Origin of the sequence: Vibrio metoecus (assembly GCF_009665255.1) — a bacterium.
Classification (GTDB): Bacteria; Pseudomonadota; Gammaproteobacteria; order Enterobacterales; family Vibrionaceae; genus Vibrio; species Vibrio metoecus_B.
In genome coordinates, this window is sequence record NZ_CP035686.1 from 2,490,001 (window position 1) to 2,515,884 (window position 25,884).

The 25,884-nt window shown below is 48.5% G+C and carries 22 protein-coding genes (1 of these 22 only partly in view); 15 read left to right on the plus strand and 7 right to left on the minus strand.

All coding sequences use genetic code 11. The annotated features are described in order from the left end of the window. The 4 genes from ubiD to trxA all read right to left on the minus strand — a co-directional run. On the minus strand, nucleotides 1-1,159 hold the 5' portion of the coding sequence (gene ubiD, locus EPB59_RS11350; protein ID WP_154172785.1) for a 4-hydroxy-3-polyprenylbenzoate decarboxylase. Its footprint begins 683 nt before the window's first position; only the first 1,159 of its 1,842 coding nucleotides appear in the window; it begins with the start codon at nucleotides 1,157-1,159; its stop codon lies beyond the left edge, outside the window. An 81-nt stretch (nucleotides 1,160-1,240) separates the two neighbouring features. Beyond that, nucleotides 1,241-2,230 carry a hypothetical protein gene (locus EPB59_RS11355; protein ID WP_154172787.1) on the minus strand — a complete coding sequence of 330 codons (990 nt, stop codon included), beginning with the start codon at nucleotides 2,228-2,230 and terminating at the stop codon, nucleotides 1,241-1,243. A gap of 98 nt (nucleotides 2,231-2,328) precedes the next feature. Next, a complete protein-coding gene (gene rho, locus EPB59_RS11360; protein WP_001054524.1) occupies nucleotides 2,329-3,588 on the minus strand; it encodes a transcription termination factor Rho in 1,260 nt (419 codons plus the stop codon). A 197-nt stretch (nucleotides 3,589-3,785) separates the two neighbouring features. Then, the gene (trxA, locus tag EPB59_RS11365; RefSeq protein WP_001280783.1) at nucleotides 3,786-4,112 is read right to left on the minus strand and encodes a thioredoxin TrxA; all 327 of its coding nucleotides are present in this window, start codon (nucleotides 4,110-4,112) and stop codon (nucleotides 3,786-3,788) included. Between the two features lie 111 nt (nucleotides 4,113-4,223). On the opposite strand from trxA, the gene rhlB reads away from it, so the two are divergent. Continuing rightward, the gene (rhlB, locus tag EPB59_RS11370; RefSeq protein ID WP_095457799.1) at nucleotides 4,224-5,534 is read left to right on the plus strand and encodes an ATP-dependent RNA helicase RhlB; all 1,311 of its coding nucleotides are present in this window, start codon (nucleotides 4,224-4,226) and stop codon (nucleotides 5,532-5,534) included. 7 nt (nucleotides 5,535-5,541) lie between these two features. After that, the gene (gene gppA, locus EPB59_RS11375) at nucleotides 5,542-7,035 is read left to right on the plus strand and encodes a guanosine-5'-triphosphate,3'-diphosphate diphosphatase (protein ID WP_154172789.1); all 1,494 of its coding nucleotides are present in this window, start codon (nucleotides 5,542-5,544) and stop codon (nucleotides 7,033-7,035) included. 69 nt (nucleotides 7,036-7,104) lie between these two features. Here the strand turns inward: gppA and EPB59_RS11380 are convergent, their stop codons facing one another. Together EPB59_RS11380 and EPB59_RS11385 are read right to left on the minus strand one after the other, a co-directional pair. Further along, nucleotides 7,105-10,542 (minus strand): hybrid sensor histidine kinase/response regulator, encoded by a 3,438-nt coding sequence (locus EPB59_RS11380; RefSeq protein WP_154172791.1) that lies wholly within the window; start codon nucleotides 10,540-10,542, stop codon nucleotides 7,105-7,107. 92 nt (nucleotides 10,543-10,634) lie between these two features. Further along, complete coding sequence (locus EPB59_RS11385; protein ID WP_154172793.1) at nucleotides 10,635-11,825, minus strand: 3-phenylpropionate MFS transporter; 1,191 nt, start codon at nucleotides 11,823-11,825, stop codon at nucleotides 10,635-10,637. Nucleotides 11,826-12,039: 214 nt separating this feature from the next. Between EPB59_RS11385 and EPB59_RS11390 the strand changes: the two genes are divergently transcribed. The 9 genes from EPB59_RS11390 (at nucleotide 12,040) to fis (ending at nucleotide 22,116) form a co-directional block, all read left to right on the plus strand. Then, entirely contained in the window at nucleotides 12,040-13,863 is a 1,824-nt protein-coding gene (locus EPB59_RS11390) for a CBS domain-containing protein (RefSeq protein ID WP_154172795.1), read from the plus strand. An 8-nt stretch (nucleotides 13,864-13,871) separates the two neighbouring features. Continuing rightward, nucleotides 13,872-14,501, plus strand: coding sequence for a 3'-5' exonuclease (locus EPB59_RS11395; protein ID WP_154172797.1), 630 nt, complete (start codon nucleotides 13,872-13,874; stop codon nucleotides 14,499-14,501). A gap of 201 nt (nucleotides 14,502-14,702) precedes the next feature. Then, nucleotides 14,703-16,652, plus strand: a complete 1,950-nt coding sequence (gene acs / locus EPB59_RS11400) for an acetate--CoA ligase (protein WP_055035642.1) — start codon at nucleotides 14,703-14,705, stop codon at nucleotides 16,650-16,652. Between the two features lie 544 nt (nucleotides 16,653-17,196). Further along, nucleotides 17,197-17,649 (plus strand): type II 3-dehydroquinate dehydratase, encoded by a 453-nt coding sequence (aroQ, locus tag EPB59_RS11405; RefSeq protein ID WP_154172799.1) that lies wholly within the window; start codon nucleotides 17,197-17,199, stop codon nucleotides 17,647-17,649. A gap of 56 nt (nucleotides 17,650-17,705) precedes the next feature. Next, nucleotides 17,706-18,164 (plus strand): acetyl-CoA carboxylase biotin carboxyl carrier protein, encoded by a 459-nt coding sequence (accB, locus tag EPB59_RS11410; protein ID WP_000354614.1) that lies wholly within the window; start codon nucleotides 17,706-17,708, stop codon nucleotides 18,162-18,164. Nucleotides 18,165-18,178: 14 nt separating this feature from the next. Beyond that, nucleotides 18,179-19,522, plus strand: coding sequence for an acetyl-CoA carboxylase biotin carboxylase subunit (gene accC, locus EPB59_RS11415; protein WP_055052074.1), 1,344 nt, complete (start codon nucleotides 18,179-18,181; stop codon nucleotides 19,520-19,522). A 278-nt stretch (nucleotides 19,523-19,800) separates the two neighbouring features. Continuing rightward, nucleotides 19,801-20,688 (plus strand): 50S ribosomal protein L11 methyltransferase, encoded by an 888-nt coding sequence (gene prmA / locus EPB59_RS11420; protein ID WP_001145806.1) that lies wholly within the window; start codon nucleotides 19,801-19,803, stop codon nucleotides 20,686-20,688. A gap of 139 nt (nucleotides 20,689-20,827) precedes the next feature. After that, entirely contained in the window at nucleotides 20,828-21,796 is a 969-nt protein-coding gene (gene dusB / locus EPB59_RS11425) for a tRNA dihydrouridine synthase DusB (protein WP_001905559.1), read from the plus strand. Between the two features lie 23 nt (nucleotides 21,797-21,819). After that, entirely contained in the window at nucleotides 21,820-22,116 is a 297-nt protein-coding gene (gene fis, locus EPB59_RS11430; RefSeq protein ID WP_000462885.1) for a DNA-binding transcriptional regulator Fis, read from the plus strand. Nucleotides 22,117-22,667: 551 nt separating this feature from the next. Here fis and EPB59_RS11435 read toward each other — a convergent pair. Next, nucleotides 22,668-23,845 (minus strand): IS3-like element ISVch4 family transposase gene (locus EPB59_RS11435; RefSeq protein ID WP_154172801.1). Its coding sequence is split into 2 segments (ribosomal slippage): nucleotides 22,668-23,587 and nucleotides 23,587-23,845, totalling 1,179 coding nucleotides; the frame shifts between segments, so codons are not numbered across the junction. Between the two features lie 94 nt (nucleotides 23,846-23,939). Between EPB59_RS11435 and EPB59_RS11440 the strand changes: the two genes are divergently transcribed. The 4 genes from EPB59_RS11440 to EPB59_RS11455 all read left to right on the plus strand — a co-directional run bounded on the left by EPB59_RS11440 (nucleotide 23,940) and on the right by EPB59_RS11455 (nucleotide 25,875). Next, a complete protein-coding gene (locus EPB59_RS11440) occupies nucleotides 23,940-24,551 on the plus strand; it encodes a hypothetical protein (protein ID WP_241666217.1) in 612 nt (203 codons plus the stop codon). A gap of 66 nt (nucleotides 24,552-24,617) precedes the next feature. Continuing rightward, the gene (locus EPB59_RS11445; RefSeq protein WP_055029635.1) at nucleotides 24,618-24,851 is read left to right on the plus strand and encodes a helix-turn-helix transcriptional regulator; all 234 of its coding nucleotides are present in this window, start codon (nucleotides 24,618-24,620) and stop codon (nucleotides 24,849-24,851) included. Further along, complete coding sequence (locus tag EPB59_RS11450) at nucleotides 24,851-25,072, plus strand: helix-turn-helix transcriptional regulator (RefSeq protein WP_000141836.1); 222 nt, start codon at nucleotides 24,851-24,853, stop codon at nucleotides 25,070-25,072. The genes EPB59_RS11445 and EPB59_RS11450 overlap by 1 nt, the downstream gene beginning before the upstream one ends. 152 nt (nucleotides 25,073-25,224) lie before the next feature. Further along, nucleotides 25,225-25,875 (plus strand): YagK/YfjJ domain-containing protein, encoded by a 651-nt coding sequence (locus EPB59_RS11455; RefSeq protein ID WP_154172803.1) that lies wholly within the window; start codon nucleotides 25,225-25,227, stop codon nucleotides 25,873-25,875. Nucleotides 25,876-25,884 lie beyond the last annotated feature (9 nt).

Sequence of the window (25,884 nt, forward strand, 5' to 3'; positions counted from 1 at the left end):
GTAGGAATGACCACACCCCCAGCATCACCCGCTTAGCGTGTCCCGGATACTGCTTCTTGAGTGTCACTATCGCCATGCGATACGAACAGCCTTCTGGCGGCAGATAAAAATCGGCAATTTCAGGAAACTGCTTTTGCAAGATAGGTACAAAGACTTCGTTAAGCGCCACACCAAGCACGGCGGGTTCATCGGGCGGACGCCCTGTATAGGTACTGTGATAAATCGGCTTATTACGCATGGTCACGTGAGTGACAGTGAACACATGATGGCGCTCTACCTCGTTGTAATAACCCGTGTGATCGCCATAAGGGCCTTCATCTGCAAATTCGTTAGGATCGATATAGCCTTCGAGCACGATTTCAGCACTCGCGGGAACTTCCAGATCGTTACTGATCGACTTGACCACTTCAGTACGACTGCCACGCAACAATCCAGCAAACGCGTATTCAGATAAGGTATCTGGGACGGGCGTTACTGCACCGAGAATGGTCGCCGGATCGGCACCAAACGCCACACTGACAGGAAAAGGCTCTCCGGGATGTTTTTCCATCCAATCCCGCAAGTCTAATGCCCCTCCGCGATGGGCTAACCAACGCATGATGACTTTATTACGGGCGATTTTTTGCTGACGATAGATCCCAAGGTTTTGGCGCTTTTTATGTGGGCCACGCGTAATGGTTAAACCCCAAGTTAAAAGTGGTGCAACATCATCCGGCCAGCAGCTCATCACAGGGATTTTATCAAGATCGACCTCATCACCCTGCCAGACAATGTCTTGGCAAGGAGCACGGCGTAAGCGTTTGACGGGCATATTGAGCACTTGTTTAAAAACAGGCAGCTTTTCAATCAGCTCTTTTAAACCACGAGGTGGCTCTGGCTCTTTAAGATAAGCCAACCACTGACCGACATCGCGCAGCTCTTGAACCTGTTGCCGACCCATTCCCATCGCAACGCGTTCTGGCGTGCCAAACAAATTGGTTAGCACTGGAAAGTCGTAACCTAGCGGATTTTCAAACAACAACGCAGGGCCTTTAGCACGTAACGTCCGGTCACTGATCTCAGTCATTTCATAATGCGGATCAATTGGATGGGTAATACGTTTTAGCTCCCCACGTTGCTCTAGATAGTCAAGAAAATCCCGTAAGTCCTTAAAATTCATAGGTCTACTACTCATTGAAAGCGATGACCGCAGTATAACAAAACTCGCGATTTTTCTGCGCCATTTTCTTACATTCACTTGTTATGGATTCAGCTCCGCTAAAATCGCCTGCTGCTTGACTGTTCGGTTCGAACTAACCAGTTCACGTAACCATCCTTGATAACCCGATTGGGCAAGCAGGTGTGCCACTTGTGTGGCTTCTTCACTTTGCCCAAGTTTTTCGATCAGAAAAAGCTCTACCTCATTCGACATCGGCTGAATACTAACTAAAGCTTGCAGCGCCTCTTGTTTCAAGCGCGGATTTGCGGCTGCAACCATCAGTTGTTGTTGGGCAAAGAAATCAGCCTGCTCTGCTAAGCGAGTGATTTCACGCCTCAGTTCATCATTGGCTTTCATTAGCCAAAGCTTTTGATACAAAGCTGGATTTTGACTATGCCTTGCCAGTTGTACCATAACACTTGATGCTGGTAGCCAACTCGTTACTTGCTCCGTTGTGATTTGAGCAATCAAACGCTCTATAGCTTGCGGAGATAAGCGATTCAATTCTGCGAGTAATAAGCGCTGGCGAGCTTCAATTTGAGCAGATGAACCGGAGAGCCACTCACGTAGATTGAGTTCACCATTCTCGGCTTGCAACACAAACATCACGATATCTTGTTGCTGCTGTGCTTGTTTTAACAGTCGATGGGCGATCGCGGCATAGTCAAAAGCGGGGACAGAGAACTCATAACCATCACCTCGTTCAGCAATCAAATAGTTGGGTGATTGTGATTTTTGAGCAGCAATAAATACCGCCAGCTCCTCCGTTAAGATCAGCTGGCCTTGTTCAAATTTTTGCAATAGAAGAAAACGCACGACTTCTTGTGCGGGATAACTGATACGCTGCAAATTGAACTGTAAGCGATCTACTTCATTGTGCAGTGCGAGCAGATAAAGCTCTTCGGCTTTCTGTTGGGTCTGTGGCTCCGCAAGCCAAAGCTCACGCTCTGTTGCCGTGATATCACCACCAAGCGCGTAAGGCGGCATACCTAACAAAAAGAGAAGAACGAGGCACAACCATCCTTGTTGCATATACTCCTCCTTGTTCGTTCTACATCAGTGTGGACACCACTGGTCTAGAACGCAAACAAAAACACCACCGCAAGGGTGGTGTTTGAGACAACGCTCGATTACTGACGACGCATCGCGTCAAAGAACTCATCGTTGGTTTTGGTCATGGCTAACTTATCAATTAGGAATTCCATCGCATCGGTTTCGCCCATTGGGTGAACGATCTTGCGTAGAATCCACATCTTTTGTAGCTCATCGGTCTTAGTCAGTAACTCTTCACGACGCGTACCTGAACGGTTGAAGTCGATAGCTGGGAAAACACGTTTTTCAGCAATCTTACGGTTCAAGTGCAGTTCCATGTTACCTGTACCTTTGAACTCTTCGTAAATCACTTCATCCATCTTAGAACCGGTATCAACCAGCGCAGTAGCGATAATGGTCAAGCTACCGCCCTCTTCCACATTACGTGCTGCACCGAAGAAACGCTTAGGACGATGCAAGGCGTTCGCATCCACACCACCAGTCAGTACTTTACCAGAGGCAGGAACCACAGTGTTGTACGCACGAGCCAGACGAGTAATCGAGTCAAGCAGGATTACCACATCTTTTTTGTGCTCAACCAGACGCTTGGCTTTTTCAATGACCATTTCTGCCACTTGTACGTGGCGCGATGCTGGCTCATCAAAGGTTGAAGCGACCACTTCACCTTTTACTAGGCGCTGCATTTCAGTTACTTCTTCTGGACGCTCATCAATCAGCAGAACCATCAGCACACACTCAGGGTGATTGCTGGCAATGCTCTGTGCGATATTTTGCAGCAACATGGTTTTACCCGCTTTTGGCGGAGCAACAATCAGACCACGTTGACCTTTACCAATTGGTGCAGCCAGATCAAGAACGCGCGCGGTAATATCTTCTGTAGAACCATTACCACGTTCCATCACCATACGTTCGTTGGCATGCAGAGGCGTTAAGTTCTCGAAAAGGATTTTGTTGCGGGCGTTGTCTGGGCGGTCATCGTTTACAGTGTTCACTTTAAGCAAGGCAAAGTAACGCTCACCCTCTTTTGGCGGACGAATTTTCCCGGCAATTGAGTCGCCTGTACGTAGGTTAAAGCGACGAATTTGGCTAGGTGACACATAGATGTCGTCAGGGCCAGCAAGGTATGAACTGTCTGCACTACGTAAGAAACCAAAACCGTCTTGAAGAATTTCCAGAACCCCATCGCCAAAAATGTCTTCACCACTTTTTGCGTGTGCTTTAAGGATTGCGAAAATAATGTCTTGTTTGCGTAGGCGTGCCAGGTTTTCAAGGCCTAGACTTTCGCCAAGCTTAACCAGATCAGACACAGGGGTGTTCTTCAGTTCTGTTAGATTCATTGTGGTGGATACTTAGTTAGTCAAAAAGGATCGTTGTTAAGTTAAGATGGATATGGTCGAAGGATTGACCAAGAAGTGAATAACTGTCTAATTAACGTGCAATAAGCTAGCACTAAATATTAGCCTAGTCTAGAAATTGTTTTTTGCCAAAAACAAAACCGTACATATTACTATGTACGGTTTGGCGGTTTAACTGATTACAGGTTCGCGTCAAGGAACTCTTTCAGTTGAGTTTTTGATAGCGCACCGACTTTGGTCGCTACCACACTGCCGTCTTTAAACAGAAGCAGCGTTGGGATACCGCGGATACCAAACTTAGGTGGTGTTCCTGCGTTATGGTCAATATTCAGTTTGCCGATAGTGAGTTTGCCTGCGTATTCGTCAGCCACTTCATCTAGGATCGGCGCGATCATCTTACAAGGACCACACCATTCCGCCCAAAAGTCAACCAGAACCGGGCCTGCAGCTTTGATTACATCGTTCTCGAAACCGTCATCGGTCAGCTGCAAAATTTTGTCACTCATCTTTCACTCCAATGTGATTTTCTGCACTGGTGATAACTCAACCAGTAAATAGATGCTCTATTGGAATGTATTTACTTCCGTATTGCAAGCGTAAGCTGATATTCTATAGCCATGAAAAAGACGCATATCACAGAGCATAAGTTCGCCGACTTTGGTTTACAACCACAAGTTATTGATGGACTGGAAAAAAAGGGATTCGTTTACTGTACCCCTATCCAAGCATTGGCGTTGCCGGTACTGCTCACCGGCCAAGACATCGCAGGCCAGGCCCAAACAGGGACTGGTAAAACGCTCGCGTTTCTTACTGCTACCTTCAACCATTTATTGACGACCCCTGCTGCGGAAGGCCGAACGGATACTCAGCCACGCGCCATTATTATGGCTCCGACTCGCGAACTGGCGATTCAGATCTATAACGATGCCGAGCCTTTGTTGGCCTCGACCGGTCTGAAAGCGGCTTTAGCTTACGGTGGCGAAAGCTATGATAAACAGCTCGCAAAACTGCAAAGTGGCGTGGATATTCTGATCGGTACCACCGGACGAATTATCGATTTCTATAAGCAGCGCGTGTTCAGCCTTAACTATATCCAAGCTGTGGTACTGGACGAAGCGGATCGTATGTTCGATCTCGGCTTTATTAAAGACATTCGCTTTTTGTTCCGCCGTATGCCTGAGCCAAAAGATCGTCTCAACATGCTGTTCTCTGCCACCCTCTCTTACCGCGTGCAAGAGCTGGCTTTTGAACACATGAACAATCCTGAACATGTGGTGGTAGAGCCTGAGCAAAAAACGGGGCATCGCATTCAGGAAGAGCTGTTCTACCCATCGAACGAACACAAGATGGCGCTGCTACAGACTCTGATCGAAGAAGAGTGGCCAGATCGCGCAATCATTTTTGCTAACACTAAGCACCGCTGTGAACAGATTTGGGCTCACTTAGCGGCCGATAACCACCGTGTTGGCCTACTGACCGGTGATGTACCGCAGAAAAAACGTGAGCGTATTTTAGAGCAGTTCACGCAAGGTGATGTGGACATTCTGGTTGCGACCGACGTTGCAGCGCGCGGCTTGCATATTCCTCAAGTGACTCACGTATTTAACTACGACTTACCTGACGATTGTGAAGACTATGTACACCGTATTGGTCGTACCGGCCGTGCTGGCGCAAGTGGCCATTCAATTAGCTTTGCGTGTGAAGAGTACGCAATTAACTTACCGGCAATCGAAAGCTATATTGAGCATGCGATTCCAACCTCGGACTACGATCCTTCGGCTCTGCTCACCGATCTGCCAGCACCTTTGAGCCTACGTTCATCGCCACAACAGCGTCGTACCAATACTGCAGGTTCTCGCAACAACGGGGGCAATCGTAAACCGCAACAGCGCCGCCCACGTGCACCGCGCCCGAAAAAGGATGCCTGATTTCGCTATGAGCCAAGCCGTTTCTTCACCGCTGTACGCTGCGATTGATCTAGGTTCCAACAGCTTCCACATGTTGGTCGTGCGTCATATCGATGGCAGTGTGCAGACTATGGCAAAAATCAAACGTAAGGTGCGTCTAGCCGCAGGCCTAGACGAACATAACGCCTTGAGCTTAGAAGCGATGCAAAGGGGTTGGGACTGTCTCAGCCTTTTTGCCGAGCGACTGCAAGATATCCCAGCCGAGAATATCCGCATAGTAGGTACCGCCACACTGCGTACTGCCATCAATGCTTGCGAATTTATCGCCAAAGCCAACCAGATTTTAGGTCACCCGATCGACGTAATTTCCGGTGAAGAAGAAGCCGCCACTATCTATAAAGGTGTCGCACATACTTCTGGTGGATTAGGGCGCCGTTTGGTGGTGGATATTGGTGGCGCTAGCACTGAAATGATTATTGGTGAGGGTTTTGAAACGAAAGCGCTCACTAGTTTGAAAATGGGGTGCGTGACTTGGTTGGAACGTCATTTCAAGGACCGTCAACTCACCGCCACTAACTTTAATAATGCGATTCTGGCTGCCAAAGAGATGCTTGACCCCATTCTGGCTCAATACACTGAGCTTGGGTGGAATGTGTGCGTCGGCGCCAGTGGCACAGTGCAAGCTTTACAAGAAATCATGCTCGCGCAGGGCATGGATGAAGTGATCACACTCGCCAAACTCAAGCGTTTACAGAAACAGGCTATGTTGGCCGATCATCTGGAAGAGTTGGATATCGAGGGCTTAACCCTTGAGCGTGCCTTAGTCTTTCCAAGCGGGCTTTCCATTCTTATCGCGATTTTTGAATCACTGAATATCGAAGCGATGACGCTCGCCGGTGGCGCACTGCGCGAAGGACTCGTTTACGAAATGGTTCAAGACTTACGCCAAGATGATATTCGGGCGCGTACCATTCACTGTGTACAAACTCGTTATCAGCTCGATAATGCTTATGCTGAGCAAGTGGCAGCTCTCGCCAGTAAACTATTGGCACAATGTGGCGATGAAGCGTGGATTAGCGAACCACAAGCTAAAATGCTGCTGCGAACAGCGGCTAAACTGCACGAAATCGGTCTCACCATTGATTATAAAAAAGGGGGAGAACACAGTGCTTATTTGCTGCAAAACCTCGATCTTCCCGGCTATACACGCGCACAAAAGCACTATTTAGGTGAAATTGTACGTCGCTATCGCGAGCAATTGACTTCGTTACCGGAGCAATACGCGCTTTCAGGTACTAGCGGTAAACGTGTACTGCGTCTGCTACGCCTTGCGGTGTTACTCAGCCATCGACGTAATCCTGCACTAGAGCCGGATGTCGAACTAAGTGCCGACGGAGATAAGCTGACCCTAACCATCGATGAGACATGGTTGACGCAAAACCCACTGACACGTGCAGAACTTGAGCTGGAGGCTAACCGTCAAACCGATATTGGCTGGCCTCTCACCATTGAGTTCCGTTAAATCGGACAATGCATTGACACTTTTAAGCCCTCTTGATGAGGGCTTAATGTTATTTAATATTTAGCTCGCTTACGAAATACCGTTGAGTAGCGCACGCAGCTTTAGCGGTTTGATGGGCTTAGCCATAAAACGAAAACCGTTCGATTCAATCCCTTCCAAAATATCTGGGCTACGATCAGCACTGATAATCACCCCTGTAAAACAGTCACCTAGGCGCAAGCGGCACTGCTGCAAGACTTCCAACCCCGTACGACCATTATCCAAACGGTAATCAGATAAAATCACATCCGGTATCCACTGCGGCTCAAGTGCTTTCAAGCTGCCATGAATATCGGTGGCGGTTTTCACTTCGCAACCCCAGCGTTCAAGCAGATCGCGCATGCCAATCAGAATATCCGATTCATTATCCACGCACAGGACACGCAGATGCTGCAGCTCGGTTTTCGTATCGGCGACAGGCGTCACGAGACTGACTGGCTGTTGATTGGGCTCGGCACGTTCTAACGTCAGCGAGAAAACACTGCCTAGCCCCGGCCAAGAACGCATCGAAATCTGGTGCCCCAGCACATGAGCAATCCCTTTGGAAATCGCCAACCCCAAACCCAAACCTTGATCCGATCGTACTTGGCTGCCGCGGTTAAACTCTTCGAAAATTTCCTGCTGTTTATCTTCTTCAATGCCAATTCCGTTATCCCACACATCGATCCGCACTTGCCCTGCTACGCGGCGCACCCCAAGGGTCACCTTACCTTTAGGGTTGTAGCGAAATGCGTTGGTCAGGAAATTTTGGATCACTCGGCGCAGCAATTTGGGATCTGAATGTACCCAAAGTGATGAAGGCACTAGGCTAAATTGCACGTCTTGTTTAGCCGCAAGCGCACTAAACTCGGCATTGAGATTCGACAGTACATCCATAATCGCAAAACTGTGTGGATGCAGATCGATTTTGCCTGACTCCAAACGTGAAATATCCAGTAGGTCGCTGATCAAATCTTCTGCCGCACCAAGTGCACTCTCGATGTGATGAGCCAGCTTTTGTACCTCCGCTTCTTTGGCCACTTCCGACAGCGAAGAGGCGAAGAGGCGCGCCGCATTCAATGGCTGCATCAGATCGTGGCTGACAGCGGCCAAAAAGCGCGATTTGGATTGCGATTCACGCTCTGAGCGCTGGGTTGCCGTTACCAACTGTTTGTTGAGTTTTTCCAGCTCTAATGTACGCTGCAACACTCGCTCTTCCAGCGTCTCATTGGCGATCTTGAGATTTTGTTCCGCTTCTCTAAACACGGTGATGTCGGTAAAGCTCATTACAAACCCGCCACCTGGCATCGGGTTGCCCTGCACTTCAATCACCCGCCCATCGGCACGCACTCGCGAAGAGGTGTGGCTTGTTCCTTGCTCCAAGTGATAAACACGCCGCTGCACATGATCTTCCGGATCGCCCGGACCACACAAACCTTGCTGAGCATTGTGGCGAATCACATCGGCAATTGGGCGTCCAACCTGAATTAATCCCGCAGGAAACTCAAATAACTCCAGATAGCGCTGATTCCACGCTACCAAGCGTAATTGTTTATCGACCACGGCAATCCCTTGACCAATGTGTTCAATCGCCCCTTGCAATAAGCCCCGGCTGAAATCGTACAATTCAGAGGCTTCATCAACGATGGTTGCCACTTCTTCAAGCTGCATCTTGCGCCCTTGCAACGCCGAGGTCAGCACCAACTTGGCCGAAGAGGCACCAAACACCCCTGCCAGCACCCGCTCGGTATGGCGAATTAAGGTGGAAGAGGCTTGCTGATTGGGCAATAGTGTTTCGCGCTGCTGGCTCCAATACTGGGCAAACGCATTACGCACCCGAGAACGTCCGACAAAACGTGAAGCCAACATTTCCAATTCACCGACCGTAACTCGGCTTTGGTAAAGGCTCATGTTTTCGTTTTCTGGCAGCGGAGTACCCACAAACGCCGCGGCTTGCAAACGCTCACTCAAACTGGCGCGAGTCACTAAAGAGATGCCGATATAACACAAGGTGTTCAGAGTCACGCTCAGGAGCATTCCCCAATCCGCACTCTTCAAACCCAGTGCCACTAACCAATCTGGAGGAGTGATCACCCACAGCAAAACGTTGTTGCTGGCATCGCCCGCCAGCATATCGGTCGCACTCATCAGGGTAATCAGCCATAAAGCAAACCCGACGGCCAAACCGACATACACCCCTTTACGATTCCCCTCTCGCCAATACATGCCACCGAAAATGGCGGGCGCAAACTGGGTAATGGCGGAAAACGACAGAAAACCGATCGCCGATAAAGAAGGAATGCTGTCGAGTACCAGATAAAAGCCCCATGCACCAAACAGCAAAAGTAGGATTAACGTGCGGCGTATCACCACCAATAATCCAGAGAAATGACGATGAGTGCGCTGCGACAAGCGTATACGCCGTAATAGCAAAGGCATCACCAGATCATTGGACACCATGATCGCCAGTGCTATGGTCGAAACAATCACCATACCGGAAGCGGCCGACGTGCCACCCAAGAAAGCCAGTAGAGCCATATCATGCGCCCCAGCAGAAGCGGGCAAACTGATCACAAACGTATCGGGTGAGGTGCTTGGCAGCAAACCTTGACCTGTCCAAGCAATCGGCAATACAAACACACTCATTAACAGCAGATAAACTGGGAATAACCAACGGGCGGTATGTAGATCTTGCGGCCGTTCATTTTCCACCACCATGGTATGAAATTGACGCGGTAGGCAGACGATGGCAATCATGGTCAGCAACGTATGGATCAATAAGGTCGGCCAGTTGGGGGCTTGGTAGGTACGAGAGGCGATCTCGGAAAGCTCTAATCCATCAGTGCGCCAAGCCAAATACGCGATAAACACCCCAACGCAGAGAAAGGCCACTAATTTGACGATCGACTCAAAAGCGATCGCCATCATCATCCCGCGATGGTGCTCGGTATTGTCAATATGCCGCGTACCAAACAACATGGTAAATAACGCTAGCGCCAGCACCACAAACCAAGACACATGAGACTCTTGGTAGCCGTATTCACTCATTAAATCAGGCGCGACGATGTTCAAGCCCATGGTAATACCGCGCAGTTGCAGCGCGATGTAAGGCAAAATGCCGAGCACGGCGATCACCGTCACCGCCACGGCTAACCCTTGTGATTTGCCATAACGAGCGGCAATAAAGTCGGCGAGTGAGGTAATGTGTTCACGTTTAGCGATCAAAATCAGCCGCGCCAAAACCCGCCAACCAAACACAAACATTAATATAGGGGCGATATAAATCGGCAGGAACGACCAAGGATTAACACTCGCTTGCCCAACCGTGCCGTAGAACGTCCAAGAAGTACAGTAAACTGCAATCGACAAGCTATAGATCCATGGCCGCCAATTGGCGAGCCAACGAGTTTGCCTGTCACCATACCAAGCAATCAAAAACAGCACGCCGAGATACGCGAGCGAAACGGGAATCACCAACCAACCTTGCATCAGACATCCTTGCCGTTGCGAAATGAAAAAAGCCTCTCAATTGAGAGGCTTCTATTAAAACGAGGTTGTTTTTTGAACTCAATCAGAACGACTTAATTCTGTGCTTCAGGCTCCGCTTTCAGCGCATTGCCATCTTGTACCGTTGAAGGTGGCAGATCAACGCGAATCAATAACGCCAATCCGCCCATCGCGGCCATCGCCCAAAATACAGCGGCCCCCCAATGCTCATACCCCCAGCCACTTAACGTGGTGATTGTTGCAATCACGGCGCCGAGTGGAATTGCGTTATACAGAGCTTGCAGTGCCACCATTTTATTTTGTGGCGCATGCTGGATGTACTGAATCGCCGCGATGTGCGCCATCGCAAAGGTCACACCATGCAGCAGCTGGATCGCCACTAAGGCCAGAATGGTAGTCGTGGAGGCAGTTAAACCCCAACGTGCAATGACACCCAACGACGCCACTAAGAATAGCGTGCGCAAGCTCCAGCCCGCGAACCAGCGTTTGCTAAAGGCAAACACCAGCACTTCTGACACCACACCCAAGCTCCACAAATAGCCGATGATGTCTTCTGAGTGACCCGCTTGTTTCCAATAAATCGAGCCGAAACTGTAATAGGCCGCATGACTGCCTTGGATTAAGGCCACCAGCAGCAGAAATTTCACCACAGGCCACTCGGTAAGAAGCTCCGTCAACTTCGGGCGCACTGCATGAGCCTCGTGCTCTGTCACTGGCATAGGTGTAATTTGGCGCAGACTGAACAGCCAAGAGACCGCGACTCCAACCAGTGCGGTGTACAGAATCATCGAACTGCCCCACTTCGCGACCAAGAAACCCACTACAGTAGAACCTACAATAAAGGCAATCGAGCCCCACAAACGCGTACGTCCGTAGTCGAGCATTTTGAGCTTGGCGTAGTAGTTGGCCATGGCATCAGAAATCGGCACTACAGGACCACAGCAGAGGTTAAACAGAATTGTCGCTAACGCCATTAACCAAAAACTGCCGCCGGTAAAAAAGTGGAAGCCGACAAACAACAGCGCCGCAAAACTGAGCCAACGCAACGCAGGCATTAGCTGCTCAACTCGGTGCAAACGTGGCGTGAGCACGAGATTCGCGACACAGCGCGTTGCAAAACCAATCCCTATCAATACACCAATATCGGTCGCAGAAACGCCTTGGTCTTCAAACCAGAGTGACCAAAATGGCAAATAAACGCCGTAAGCAAAGAAAAAACCGATGAAATATTGTGAAATCCAACCATAGGGAGTGGGGGTAAACATGATCATTCCTAATCAGAAGAGGGAGGTAAAAACGCGCACATTATGCATGTGGATTAACCGCTAAAAAAGGGAAGATTACGCAACTCATCGTTTCCCGATTGCACTTCATTTCATCCCCGAAATCCCCGCCTCCGTGCATTAGACCAAAGTCGTCTGGAGGGTAAGGGGAAATTTGTCACACTTAGTGAACCTGCCCCACCGATGAGTGCTCCCTATGCCGGATAAGTTCAATATGCAGTCACCACCCTTCAACCGCTTGACGGCCGAGCAACAGCACCAACTGCGCAGTGCGTTGGATGTTGCTTACTTCCGTCAGCGTGATGTGCTGATTGACACACAACAGCCAAGCACTCATCTGCATATTTTGATCAAAGGGACAGTTGAAGAGCGCAGCCCCGACGGGAAGGAAGTCTTCGCACATTACGCGAATGATGACTTGTTTGATGTGCGCGCCATGTTTGATGAACACAGTAAACATCAATATATGGCTTTGGAAGACACCTTATCTTACCTGCTGCCTAAGCCAACTTTCTTGCAGCTGTACGAACAAAACGGTGAGTTCGCTGCGTATTTCGATAATAACCTAGCCAAACGCCAAGAATTAATTGAAGCGGCAGCACAGCAGAAAAACATCGCAGAATTCATTCTGACTAAAGTCGATAGCTCCATCTATCACCCGCCTTTCATTTTGTCGCCAGACCTGCCGCTCAACTCGGTAACTCAATTGATGAAAGAGCGGGGCATTGACGCGGCTTTAGTGGCACTTGAAACCAATGACCCAAGATTGGATCGCCTCCATGCCCATCCTTATGCGATTGTCACACGCACCAACATGCTGCATGCGGTAATGCTCGAAGGCCGCCCTTTAGATACCCCCGTGGGTGAGATTGCCACCTTTCCGGTATTGCACGTAGATGAGGGCGACTTCTTGTTCAATGCCATGGTGATGATGACTCGCCAACGTATCAAACGGGTCATGGTGTGCAATGGCAATCAGGCTGTAGGGTTGCTGTCGATGATCCAAATCCTCAGTGCGTTCTCCACCCACTCCCATGTATTGACGCTCGCGATTGCCCGTGCCGCCAGCATTGATGAGTTAGCACTCGCGGCCAACAAACAGCGCGAACTGGTGGAAAATCTCATGTCGCGCGGAGTGCGCACCCGTTTTGTGATGGAACTGATTTCGGCCGTCAATGAACAGATCATCGAAAAAGCCTTTGAATTGGTAGTACCGCCCGCTTTGCACGATCAGTGCTGTCTCGTGGTTCTTGGTTCCGAAGGTCGTGGTGAACAGATCCTCAAAACCGATCAAGACAACGCGCTGATCATTCAAGATGGGTTGGAATGGCACCAGTGCCAACCCATCATGGAGACGTTCACCCATACCCTGCTTCAGCTCGGCTATCCCCTGTGTCCCGGCAAAGTGATGGTCAATAACCCGAAATGGGTGCGCAACCAGAGCGAATGGAAACGCACCCTATCTGATTGGGTGAAAGCCGCTCGCCCAGAACAAGTGATGGATATTGCCATTTTTGCTGACGCCCATGCCGTGGCCGGAAATCGTGCGCTGCTTGCGCCAGTGAAAGCGCATTTGCAGCACTTAATGGCCGATCAAGAGCTCATCTTGGCCGAATTCACCCGTCCAGCTCTCAACTTCTCGGTACCGCTCACCTTGTTTGGTAACGTAAAAAGCAGCAAGCAAGGGATTGATATCAAACAAGGGGGGATTTTCCCTATCGTACACGGCGTGCGCGCCTTAAGTTTGGAACACGCCATCGAAGCCAATAACACCTTTGATCGGATTGAAGCTTTAGTCAAAAAGCGGGTTCTAGAACAAGAGACGGGCGATAACCTGAGCGAAGCCTTTAAGCTGTTTTTAAAACTGCGCCTAGCCCAGCAACTTGGTAATCAGCACAGCACCAACCAACTCGACTTCAAGCAGCTCGACCGTACTGAGCGCGATTTATTGCGCCACAGCCTGCATGTGGTAAAAAAATTTAAACAGTGGCTCGGTTACCACTATCAAATACGTGATTGAGGTGGTGAATGAACTGGTTACTGCGCCGTTATTGGCACGCCAAACTCAAGGATTCGCCCTATCAGACACTGTTTAAATCGGAGCGTCACCAAGAGTATGTCTCGCTCGACTGTGAAACCACCAGCCTAGATCCTAAACGCGCCGAGCTGGTGACTATCGCTGCGACCAAAATTATCGATAACCGTATCCTGACCAGTCAGCCGTTTGAAGTGCGCCTGTGCGCGCCGCAATCGCTCGACTCTGGTTCCGTCCGCATTCACAAAATTCGCCATCAAGATCTGCAAGATGGGCTAAGCGAAAAAGAAGCACTAATCCAACTCATCGATTTCATTGGTAATCGGCCTTTAGTGGGCTACCACATTCGTTACGATAAAACGATTTTGGATATCGCCTGCCGTAAGCATCTCGGCTTTCCGCTGCCTAATCGATTGATTGAAGTGAGCCAGATCTATCACGATAAACTGGAAAAACACCTGCCCAATGCCTATTTCGATCTGAGTTTAGAGGCGATCTGCCGCCATCTGGATCTCCCATTACAAGACAAACATGATGCGCTGCAAGATGCGATTGCCGCCGCTTTGGTCTTTGTGCGCTTGACCAAGGGCGATTTACCACAATTTATTGCTCCCGGTGTGTAATCGGCACTGTATTTCAGTGATCTCCCCCGCTCTTTTGCTGAGTGGTTGCCGTGAAATCCCCCCGACTCAGGCTTTCATCCTAAAGTCTAATTGTAGAAATTCCTGCCCTGACTGAGAGTTATAAGCGAAACGAATTTCCTCCTCTCGTGTTTCAAACGCGCCATTTCAGGAAATTTGCCGAATTCACAAGGAGAACCCGCAATGAGTGAAGCCCATATTTATCCGGTCAAACAGAACATCAAAGCGCATACCCATGCCGATAACGACACTTATCTGGCAATGTATCAGCAATCAATCAAAGATCCGGAAGGCTTTTGGAGCGAGCACGGCAAAATCGTCGACTGGATTAAACCCTTTACTAAGGTCAAACATACTTCTTTTGACCCTGGCCATATCGATATTCGCTGGTTTGAAGATGGCACCTTAAACGTTTCTGCCAACTGTATTGATCGCCATTTGGCGACGCGTGGCGACCAAGTTGCCATTATTTGGGAAGGTGACGACCCAACTCAAGACAAAACCCTGACTTACAAGCAACTGCACCAAGAAGTGTGCCGTTTTGCCAATGCCCTGAAAGAACAAGGCGTACGTAAAGGCGATGTGGTGTGTATCTACATGCCAATGGTGCCAGAAGCGGCGGTAGCCATGCTGGCTTGTACGCGTATTGGCGCAGTGCACACTATCGTCTTTGGTGGCTTCTCACCGGAAGCACTGGCAGGCCGTATTATCGACTCTAACGCCAAATTGGTGATCACCGCCGATGAAGGTGTCCGTGGCGGCCGCGCCGTACCACTGAAGAAAAATGTCGATGAAGCGCTGACCAACCCAGAAGTAAAAAATATCAGCAAAGTGATGGTACTCAAGCGCACCGGCGGCAATGTGGCTTGGCATGAGCACCGTGATATTTGGTGGCATGAGGCAACAGCAAAAGCCTCCGATCATTGCCCACCGGAGGAGATGAAAGCCGAAGATCCGCTGTTCATCCTCTACACTTCCGGCTCAACCGGTAAACCGAAAGGCGTGCTGCACACCACGGGCGGTTACTTAGTCTATGCAACCATGACCTTCAAATATGTGTTCGACTATCAGCCTAACGAAGTGTTCTGGTGTACGGCTGACGTGGGTTGGATCACCGGTCACTCCTATCTGGTGTATGGCCCATTGGCTAATGGCGCAAAAACCATTCTGTTTGAAGGCGTGCCAAACTACCCCACCACCGCACGTATGAGCGAGGTGGTGGATAAGCATAAGGTCAACATCCTTTACACCGCACCAACGGCGATCCGTGCACTGATGGCCAAAGGCGATGAAGCCATTAAAGGCACCAGCCGTGACAGCTTGCGCATCATGGGCTCCGTGGGTGAACCGATTAACCCAGAAGCGTGGGAGTGGTACTACCGCACTATCGGCAACGAAAAGTCGCCGATTGTCGATACTTGGTGGCAAACCGAAACCGGCGGTATCTTGATCACACCACTGCCGGGCGCAACCGCGTTGAAACCGGGTTCGGCGACACGTCCGTTCTTTGGTGTACAGCCAGCGCTAGTCGATAACATGGGCGAAATTGTTGAAGGTGCAACCGAAGGCAATTTAGTGCTACTCGACTCATGGCCGGGTCAAATGCGTACTGTGTATGGCGATCACGATCGCTTTGAACAAACCTATTTCTCCACCTTTAAAGGTATGTATTTTACTGGTGATGGCGCGCGTCGCGATGAAGATGGTTACTACTGGATCACCGGTCGTGTCGATGACGTACTCAACGTTTCCGGTCACCGCATGGGTACGGCAGAAATTGAATCCGCGCTGGTCGCATTCAATAAGATTGCAGAAGCCGCCGTGGTTGGAGTTCCACACGACATCAAAGGCCAAGCGATTTACGCTTACATCACGCTCAATGATGGGGTATATCCGAGCGCTGAGCTGCATAAAGAAGTGAAAGATTGGGTACGCAAAGAGATTGGCGCTATCGCGACACCAGATGTCCTACACTGGACCGATGCGCTACCGAAAACCCGCTCAGGTAAAATTATGCGCCGCATTTTGCGTAAAATTGCCACCGGCGATACCAGCAACTTGGGTGATACCTCAACGCTGGCCGATCCAAGCGTAGTTGACCGCCTGATTGCCGAAAAAGCGCAACTGAAATAACAACGACGATACCCTAATAACTTAACGTCACAGGTAGGTAGTAGAGTTAGTGAGAAAATCCCAATTGCATCGATAAGCGATTGCAATTGGGCTAACAAACTTAACCACTGCAGCGTCAAGTAGGAAGGGATAAACCTTTGCTTGCTATTCAAAACTCCGGAACATTTGATGGCCGGAGTTTTTCTTTTCCATTCACGCAAACCAATCACTGCTCCTCGCGCATTGTGCAGCACATGACGCAAAATGAAGGGATTTGGTTACGAACCAATAACCATCTTTCAAGAAAACACACTCCACTTTGCAAAACATTGGGTTTAGGCTCATCGTATTCGCTGGTTATACCCCTATTTTGTTAACCTCACTGCAGATTCAAACCATCAAACTAGGTGATTAGACCAGTAAATTGCTGCCATTTGTTATGAATTAGCTATAATCGTGGGCAATTTAATAAAATCCGCGAACTTTTGACAAAATCTTTATGTCGAATAAGTAAATTTGTGGGAAACTGCTTATTCACCACACAATAAAGGAAGATGGCTACACAATGACTGCAAAATCTCGCATTCTTGTTCTAAATGGACCAAACCTCAATTTATTGGGTTTGCGTGAACCTGCCCACTACGGTTCACAGACTTTGGAACAGATCGTATCGACATTGCACGAGCAAGCGCAACAGGCAGGCATTGAGTTAGAACATCTGCAATCTAACCGCGAATATGAGTTGATTGAAACGATTCACCAAGCCTTCGGCAAAGTGGATTTCATCATCATCAATCCGGCGGCCTTTACCCATACCAGCGTTGCGTTGCGTGATGCCTTACTTGGGGTGGCGATTCCTTTTATTGAAGTGCATTTGTCCAACGTTCATGCACGTGAGCCCTTCCGTCATCACTCCTACTTGTCAGATAAAGCCCAAGGGGTGATTTGTGGTTTAGGTGCTCAAGGTTACGAATTCGCTTTGTCTGCCGCTATCCGAGCATTGCAGGCCAAGCAATAAAGACACTCTGCAGCCCATTGGGGCTGTCTTATTCACAAGATAAAAGAGAAAGAAACATGGATATCCGCAAAATCAAGAAGCTTATCGAGTTAGTTGAAGAGTCTGGCATCGCAGAACTGGAAATTTCTGAAGGTGAAGAGTCAGTACGCATCAGTCGTTATGGCCAACCAGCTCCAGCACCTCAAGTGCACTACGCAGCAGCTCCTGCTCCCGTTGCGGCACCAGCGCCTGTTGCTCAAGCAGCAGTAGCAGAAGCACCTGTAGCAGCTAAAGTACCAACAGGTCATAAAGTGCTTTCTCCAATGGTCGGCACGTTCTACAGTTCACCAAGCCCAGACGCCAAAGCGTTTGTCGAAGTGGGTCAAAGTGTTTCTGTTGGCGATACCCTGTGTATCGTTGAAGCGATGAAAATGATGAACCAGATCGAAGCGGACAAATCAGGCGTAGTAACGGCGATTCTTGTTCAAGATGGTCAGCCAGTTGAATTCGACCAACCGCTTGTTGTTATCGAATAATCGAGGCCACCTTTATGTTAGATAAAGTAGTCATCGCGAACCGGGGCGAAATTGCGCTCCGTATTCTTCGTGCATGTAAAGAATTAGGTATCAAGACGGTAGCTGTCCACTCGACGGCTGACCGTGACTTGAAACACGTACTGCTGGCTGATGAATCTATCTGTATCGGTCCTGCAAAAAGCATCGACAGCTACCTGAACATTCCACGCATTATCTCTGCAGCGGAAGTCACTGGTGCAGTGGCAATCCACCCGGGTTACGGCTTTTTGTCTGAAAACGCAGATTTTGCTGAGCAAGTGGAGCGCAGTGGCTTCATTTTTGTGGGCCCTCGCGCTGAAACCATCCGCTTGATGGGTGACAAAGTGTCAGCCATCAATGCGATGAAAAAAGCGGGCGTACCTTGTGTGCCAGGTTCAGACGGCCCACTGGATAACGATGAAGCAAAAAACAAAGCTCACGCGAAACGCATCGGCTACCCAGTCATCATCAAAGCCTCTGGCGGCGGCGGCGGTCGTGGTATGCGTGTGGTGCGTAACGAAGCTGAATTGACTAAATCAATCCAGATGACGCGTGCGGAAGCCAAAGCTGCCTTCAACAACGACATGGTGTACATGGAGAAATTCCTTGAAAACCCACGTCACGTTGAAGTGCAAGTGATCGCTGACGGTCAAGGCAATGCCATTCACCTTGGTGAGCGTGACTGTTCAATGCAGCGTCGTCACCAAAAAGTGGTGGAAGAAGCACCAGCACCGGGTATCACTGAAGAGTTGCGTAAGTTCATCGGTGAGCGTTGTACTCGCGCGTGTATCGAAATCGGTTACCGCGGTGCAGGTACGTTTGAATTCCTGTACGAAAACGGTGAATTCTACTTCATTGAAATGAACACCCGTATTCAGGTTGAGCACCCAGTGACTGAAATGATCACCGGCGTTGACCTGATCAAAGAACAGTTGCGTATTGCTGCGGGTCAACCGCTGTCTTTCAAACAAGAAGACATCAAAATCCGCGGCCATGCGATTGAGTGTCGTATCAACGCGGAAGACCCAGAGCGCTTCCTACCTTGCCCAGGCAAGATTGAGCGTTTCCATGCAGCTGGCGGTATGGGCGTACGTTGGGAGTCACACATTTACTCTGGCTACACCGTACCTGCTCATTACGATTCGATGATCGGCAAACTCATCACTTACGGTGAAAACCGTGATGTGGCGATTGCTCGTATGCGTAACGCGCTCAATGAGATGATTGTTGAAGGGATCAAAACCAACATCCCACTACAACAAGCTATCATGAGAGATGAAAACTTCCAGAAAGGTGGTAGCAACATCCACTATCTGGAGAAAAAACTCGGCATCAAGTAAGCCGCCGTTTTTATTCTCATCGCGCATAGTCCAATCAACACTCCCCAAACTACTTGGAGTTGCAGATAGGCGGCAAGTGAGTGAATCCCCATGAGCATAGGCAGACTATGTGATTGAGGTGAACGAACGTAGCCAACACCGCTGCAACTTCAAGTAGGCAGGGGATGAAGCCCACTTCGGTGGGCTTTTTGTTTTAAATCCGCCCACTTTCTGGCCTGAACATCAGTGGCAAATCTGCTACACTCTGCGCCAATCTAAACCCGATGAGATCTTAAGCCATGCCTTGGATTCAAATTAAACTCAATGCGACCAACGACAATGCAGAAGCAATTGGCGATATGCTGATGGAAGAAACTGGTGCTGTGTCAGTCACTTTCCTCGATGCCAAAGATACGCCTGTATTTGAACCTCTGCCGGGTGAAACCCGCCTATGGGGTGATACCGATGTGGTCGCACTGTACGAAGCGGATATGGATACCTCGCTGATCCTTCAGCAAATCAAAGCCAGCAACATGCTGGCTGAAGGTTTTGCTCACAAAGTGGAGCAAGTGGAAGATAAGGACTGGGAACGCGAATGGATGGATAACTTCCACCCAATGCAATTTGGCCGCCGCCTCTGGATCTGCCCAAGCTGGCGTGAAGTGCCAGATCCACAAGCAGTGAACGTGATGCTCGACCCAGGCTTGGCTTTTGGTACCGGCACTCACCCCACTACCGCATTGTGCCTAGAGTGGCTGGATAACCTCGACCTAACTGGCAAAACCGTGATCGATTTTGGTTGTGGTTCTGGCATTTTGGCGATTGCCGCCATCAAGCTTGGTGCCGCGAAAGTGATCGGGATTGATATCGATCCACAAGCACTACTTGCGTCCAAAGACAACGCTGCGCGTAACGGCGTGGAAGATCAAATCGAAGTTTACCTGCCAAAAGATCAACCCGAAGGCTTGGTGGCTGACGTGGTGGTCGCGAACATTCTGGCCGGCCCACTGCGTGAACTTTCTCCGATCATCAAAGGACTCCTGAAGCCCGGCGGCCAACTGGCTATGTCCGGCATTCTGGATACGCAAGCCGAAAGCGTGGCGGAATTTTACCGTGACGATCTGGAGCTTGACCCCATCGCAGAAAAGAGCGAATGGTGTCGCATTTCTGGCCGCAAGCTAGGCTAGATAAGACTTTGCTGCCTAATTGACTGATAAATCGACTATTTGGCAAAACAATTTGCCAATGCTCAAATATTAGTCTTTTCAGGCATCAAAAAAATGCGTAAAATGCGCGCCCTTGCTGGTACGAAGCTGTGAAGACGTTTTGAAAATCGGAAACTATCAACTTAAGAACAATCTGATCGTCGCCCCAATGGCGGGTGTCACCGACAGACCCTTTCGAGAGTTGTGTTTACGCTACGGGGCAGGAATGGCGGTCAGTGAAATGATGTCGTGCAATCCTGCGTTGTGGAAAACGGCCAAATCGCAAAACCGCATGGTACATGAAGGCGAATCGGGCATTCGCTCAGTACAAATTGCGGGCAGCGATCCACAGCTGATGGCCGAAGCCGCGCAGTTCAGCGTTGAAAACGGTGCGCAAATCATCGATATCAACATGGGCTGCCCAGCCAAAAAAGTAAATAAAAAGCTCGCGGGCTCTGCACTGCTGCGCTATCCGGATGTGATTGAAGACATCTTGAAAGCGGTAGTGAATGCAGTGAATGTGCCAGTCACACTCAAAACCCGAACGGGTTGGGATACAGACAATAAAAACTGTCTCTCGATTGCTCAATTAGCCGAAGACTGCGGCATACAAGCACTGGCTCTCCATGGACGAACTCGTGCCTGCATGTACAAAGGTGAGGCGGAATACGACAGCATTAAAGCGGTCAAAGCGGCTGTGAGCATTCCGGTTATTGCTAACGGTGATATCGATAGCCCGGAGAAAGCACGCTACGTACTGGAGTACACCGGTGCAGACGCTTTAATGATTGGCCGTCCTGCCCAAGGACGACCATGGATTTTTCAGGAAATCCAACACTTTTTGGAACACGGCACCACAATGCCAGAACTTCCAATTTCGGAAGTGAAAGACATCATGCTTGGTCATGTAACCGCACTCCATCAGTTTTATGGAGAGTACTTAGGCCCACGAATTGCGCGCAAACACGTGAGTTGGTACCTGCAAGAGCATGAACAAGCGAGTGCGTTTCGCCGTACCTTCAACGCCATTGAGACTGCTGACCAGCAACTCGATGCGCTCGAAGGGTATTTTGATAACGTTGCATCATAATTAAGAGAAGAGCTAGACCGAATATGTTCGAACAAAATCTGACTTCAGAAGCTTTAACCGTTACTACCGTAACTTCACAAGACCAAATCACGCAAAAGCCACTGCGTGACTCTGTTAAAGCGTCTCTTAAAAACTACTTGGCTCAACTGAACGGCCAAGAAGTGACTGAACTGTATGAATTAGTTCTAGCTGAAGTTGAACAACCACTTCTGGACACCATCATGCAATACACTCGCGGTAACCAAACTCGCGCAGCAACTATGATGGGTATCAACCGCGGCACTCTTCGTAAGAAACTGAAAAAATACGGCATGAACTAATTAACATTAGTTAACTAGCTGATTTTAAAGTCGCTTTTCATTAATGGAGAGCGGCTTTTTTGTTATATGTACCCCCATATGTACCCCGGACGTTTTCCTAACTCCCTCACCATCTAAATCTTACTGACAGACTTTTAAAGAACCATCGTTTAGAGCCTTTACCGACAAGCCTCCGTTTTGTTCAAGCAAATACCGTCAAAGCACAATGAGTTTAAGGTAAACCAAGTGATCTAAAATGATTCTAGAGGATTCTAGAGGATTCTAGAGGATTCTAGAGGATTCTAGAGGATTCTAGAGGATTCTAGAGGATTCTAGAGGATTCTAGAGGATTCTAGAGGATTCTAGAGGATTCTAGAGGATTCTAGAGGATTCTAGAGGATTCTAGAGTAGATTAGGATAAATAGTTATATAAAACAACAACTAACAAAAACAAATCCATAAATCATTTATTCAATTTCGGCATCCAGATCACTGAAATAACCATTACTAATGGGAACAATTAGCTACTCTGAAAACCAAATGAACACGGATACTGTCTATGTCTGTAGTGGTCAACTAAAATTGGCCATGGTTTTAGAGTTTTCCCAATATAATCGTTCTGATTCATTGGGAGTTAGACCACCGTTATACTGATGTGGCCTGAGTTGGCAGTAATATCCGATAATGTAGCGGGTGATCTCTTGTTGAGCCTCAGCGAAGCTACGATAACCCACAGTTGGCACCCATTCCGTCTTCAGACTTCTAAAGAAGCGCTCTATCGGCGCATTATCCCAACAGTTTCCTCGGCGAGATAAACTCTGTTTTATTTGAAAGCGCCACAGTAATTGACGGTATTTACGGCTAGTATAATGACTGCCTTGATCGCTATGGAACATGACACCTTTTGGCTTTCCGCGAGATTCATAGGCCATAGACAGCGCTTTACCTGTCAACCGACTATCAGGCGACAAAGACATTGACCAACCGATCACTTTGCGGGCAAAAAGATCGATAACGACCGCTAAATACATCCACCGATTACCAGTCCAAATATACGTAACATCGCCAGCCCAGACTTCATTTGGAGCCGTAACAGCAAATTGACGACTTAAGTGATTTGGAACGTCAATATGTTCTTGTGAAGCCTTTCTGTAACGATGCTTTGGTTCTTGGCAGCTTACTAAACCAAGAGTTCTCATTAGCTTTGTTGCTCGGTATCGGCTCAGCTTTACACCCTGATTTGTGACTATATCTGCAATGGTTCTCGCTCCCGCAGAGCCATTGCTTGCGGCGTGAGCCTCGCTAATCAAGCTGCGCAGTTTTATTGTTTCCGCATTAATTAACGCTGGGCGTTTAAGCCAATAGTGATAACTACTTCGATGAACATTGAAGACTTCGCATAATATTTTTACGCTGTGGCTCTGCTTGAGTTTCTTGATTATCAAGAATTGTTCAGTGAGTCCGACATCAAGAGAGCCGTGGCTTTTTTTAGTATTTCATTATGCTCTTCAAGGCGAGCCAGCTTCTTTTTCAATTCCCGAATTTCTATTTGCTCAGGGGTCATAGGTGAAGCTTTAGGTGTTTTCCCTTGGCGTTCTTCTCTAAGCTGGCGAACCCATTTATCCATCGTGGACTTGCCCACATTCATGGCTTGGGCTGCTTCCGTCACTGAGTAATTTTGGTCTAAGACTAGCTGCGCTGCTTCTAACTTAAACTCTGCGCTAAATAGCCGTCTTGTACGTTTTGTCATAATGTCACCTGTTAACTTATGAGGTGATGATATCACCTCTAACTAAGTGACCAAATTCACTATGCCACTACAGTCATCAGAAATTGATCGTGCAATGGTTATTGTCTTTGAACCAGAAGAGCGAAAGCCCATCCGCAAAGTTGTGGACCTTGTTTTAAGACCTAACAAATGGAAGCGTTCTTGTCATCCTGTAGAGCGATTTGTTATTGAGACCGCTGATGCACTGGGCTACAGCCATGATGCTATCTCGACAAACAAGCTGTGCATATTCTTATATAGGTCCGAAAGGTTTCGCCAATTGCGCATGGCCAACCAACCATTAGATGAAGCGACCAAGAAAGAGCTAACGATTTTGATCAAGCAAAAATGGGCAGGTATCACTTCAAAGAAGCCACATACAAACCGGGCTCTCGACGTCATCATTCCGATAGCAAAAGCGTTTTTTAGTCACCAGAGCAGTGTCATTGTCGCTATCGGTTTATTTGTAGAGCGTTTAGTTGAGCATGTATCTAAAATGCGCCCCACTCCCCCTGCCCTAAAACCATTACTCCAACGTTCCGAGAGAAAATTAGCGGAAGGTTTGAGAGCGGTACTTGATGGAGGGAGTTATTGTGAATCAAAAAGTGGCAAGGGCGCAGAAATCCTAGTTGATCAGTTTATTACCTCAAAACTTATCGATTTTTGCCCTGAACCCGTTTCAGCATAGCGATCGACATGAATAATTAAAACCTCTATGGCAGCCTATACACGAATCTCAACCACGGAGCACAGTATGACTGCCATAGAAAAACTCACCCAACCAAACCAACTCTCTTGTGACCGATTTGTCCGAGAAGCAGAGCGCCGTAGTATCACCGCTATTTCCCGCAGCCAAGCTTGGAAGCTTGAAAAAGAAGGTCGCTTCCCTCCTCGTATCAAGTTAGGTAGCCGTTCCGTCGTTTGGCGACTTTCTGACCTTACACAATGGCTAGACAAACAAGCAGGCCAATATTCGGAAGAAGCATAATGACCTTCGATCTCTCTCGTCAGTGTAATAAGGCGGCAATGCCACTGCATATCATCAGCAAAAAAGAGCTCGCCAATCTGCTGCATGTCAATGAGCGCACAATCCATCGCATGGTCAAGGATAAGCGCTTACCTGAGCCTATGCGTACCGTAGGTGGCAATAATGGTGGATGGCTTCTAACTACAATCCTAGAGTGGCAAAAAAGTCAAAAAGGGCATTAATCGCCCTTTTTTATCTACTGATGTCCGCTTTAGGCCGGAATTGTCTATAAAAACACGAAGTTTCTAGATAAGCACAAATGAGAACAACCCAGTAAAAACGCGGCACTGCGTGGAATACTGGCGACAAAGTTCGCAGGTATAAAGATATTGTTATGAGAGCTCGCATCCTTCTTCACCCGACTAAATCCAAACTAGCGCTTTACCGTCACGGTGATCAGGTGTATCAAATTTTCCACCGCGCAACAGGTGTTGATCAAAACATCCTCCAATCCAGTTTTGATTTGGCAAAAAGTTGGAGAAATCACTATTCCAAGTTTTGCGGGGTCATCCTACAACTTCACCAGAATCAGCCCAGTGACAACAACCAGCAATTAAGCACATTCCTCATCAAGCTGATGCAAGCTTTGCAGAAACATTACAACACGCCCAATATCGGTTACTTCTGGATTCGTGAACATAGTGGCAGGGATAAACAACACTATCATCTGGCCGTATTTATCAGTGGTCATTGCTGCCAGCACAGCGGCACCATAGATACACTCGCCAACACACTTTGGAAGCAGCAAGACGAGCGCAATTTTAGTTATCAGGTCAAAAATAGAATCTACAAAGTTAATCGCTATGGCTTCGATAAGGAATGGCCATCCCTGCTAACTCGACTAAGCTACTTCGCCAAAAACGACACCAAAAGCCGCAGCCCTTCGCGAAATAGCTACGGTCGCAGCCAGCTTTTGAAAACGACAACTCAAGCAAAAACGCTGAAAAACGCAAAAGTGATCAGTTCCAGTGATCACTTTTACTGATCATCTGAA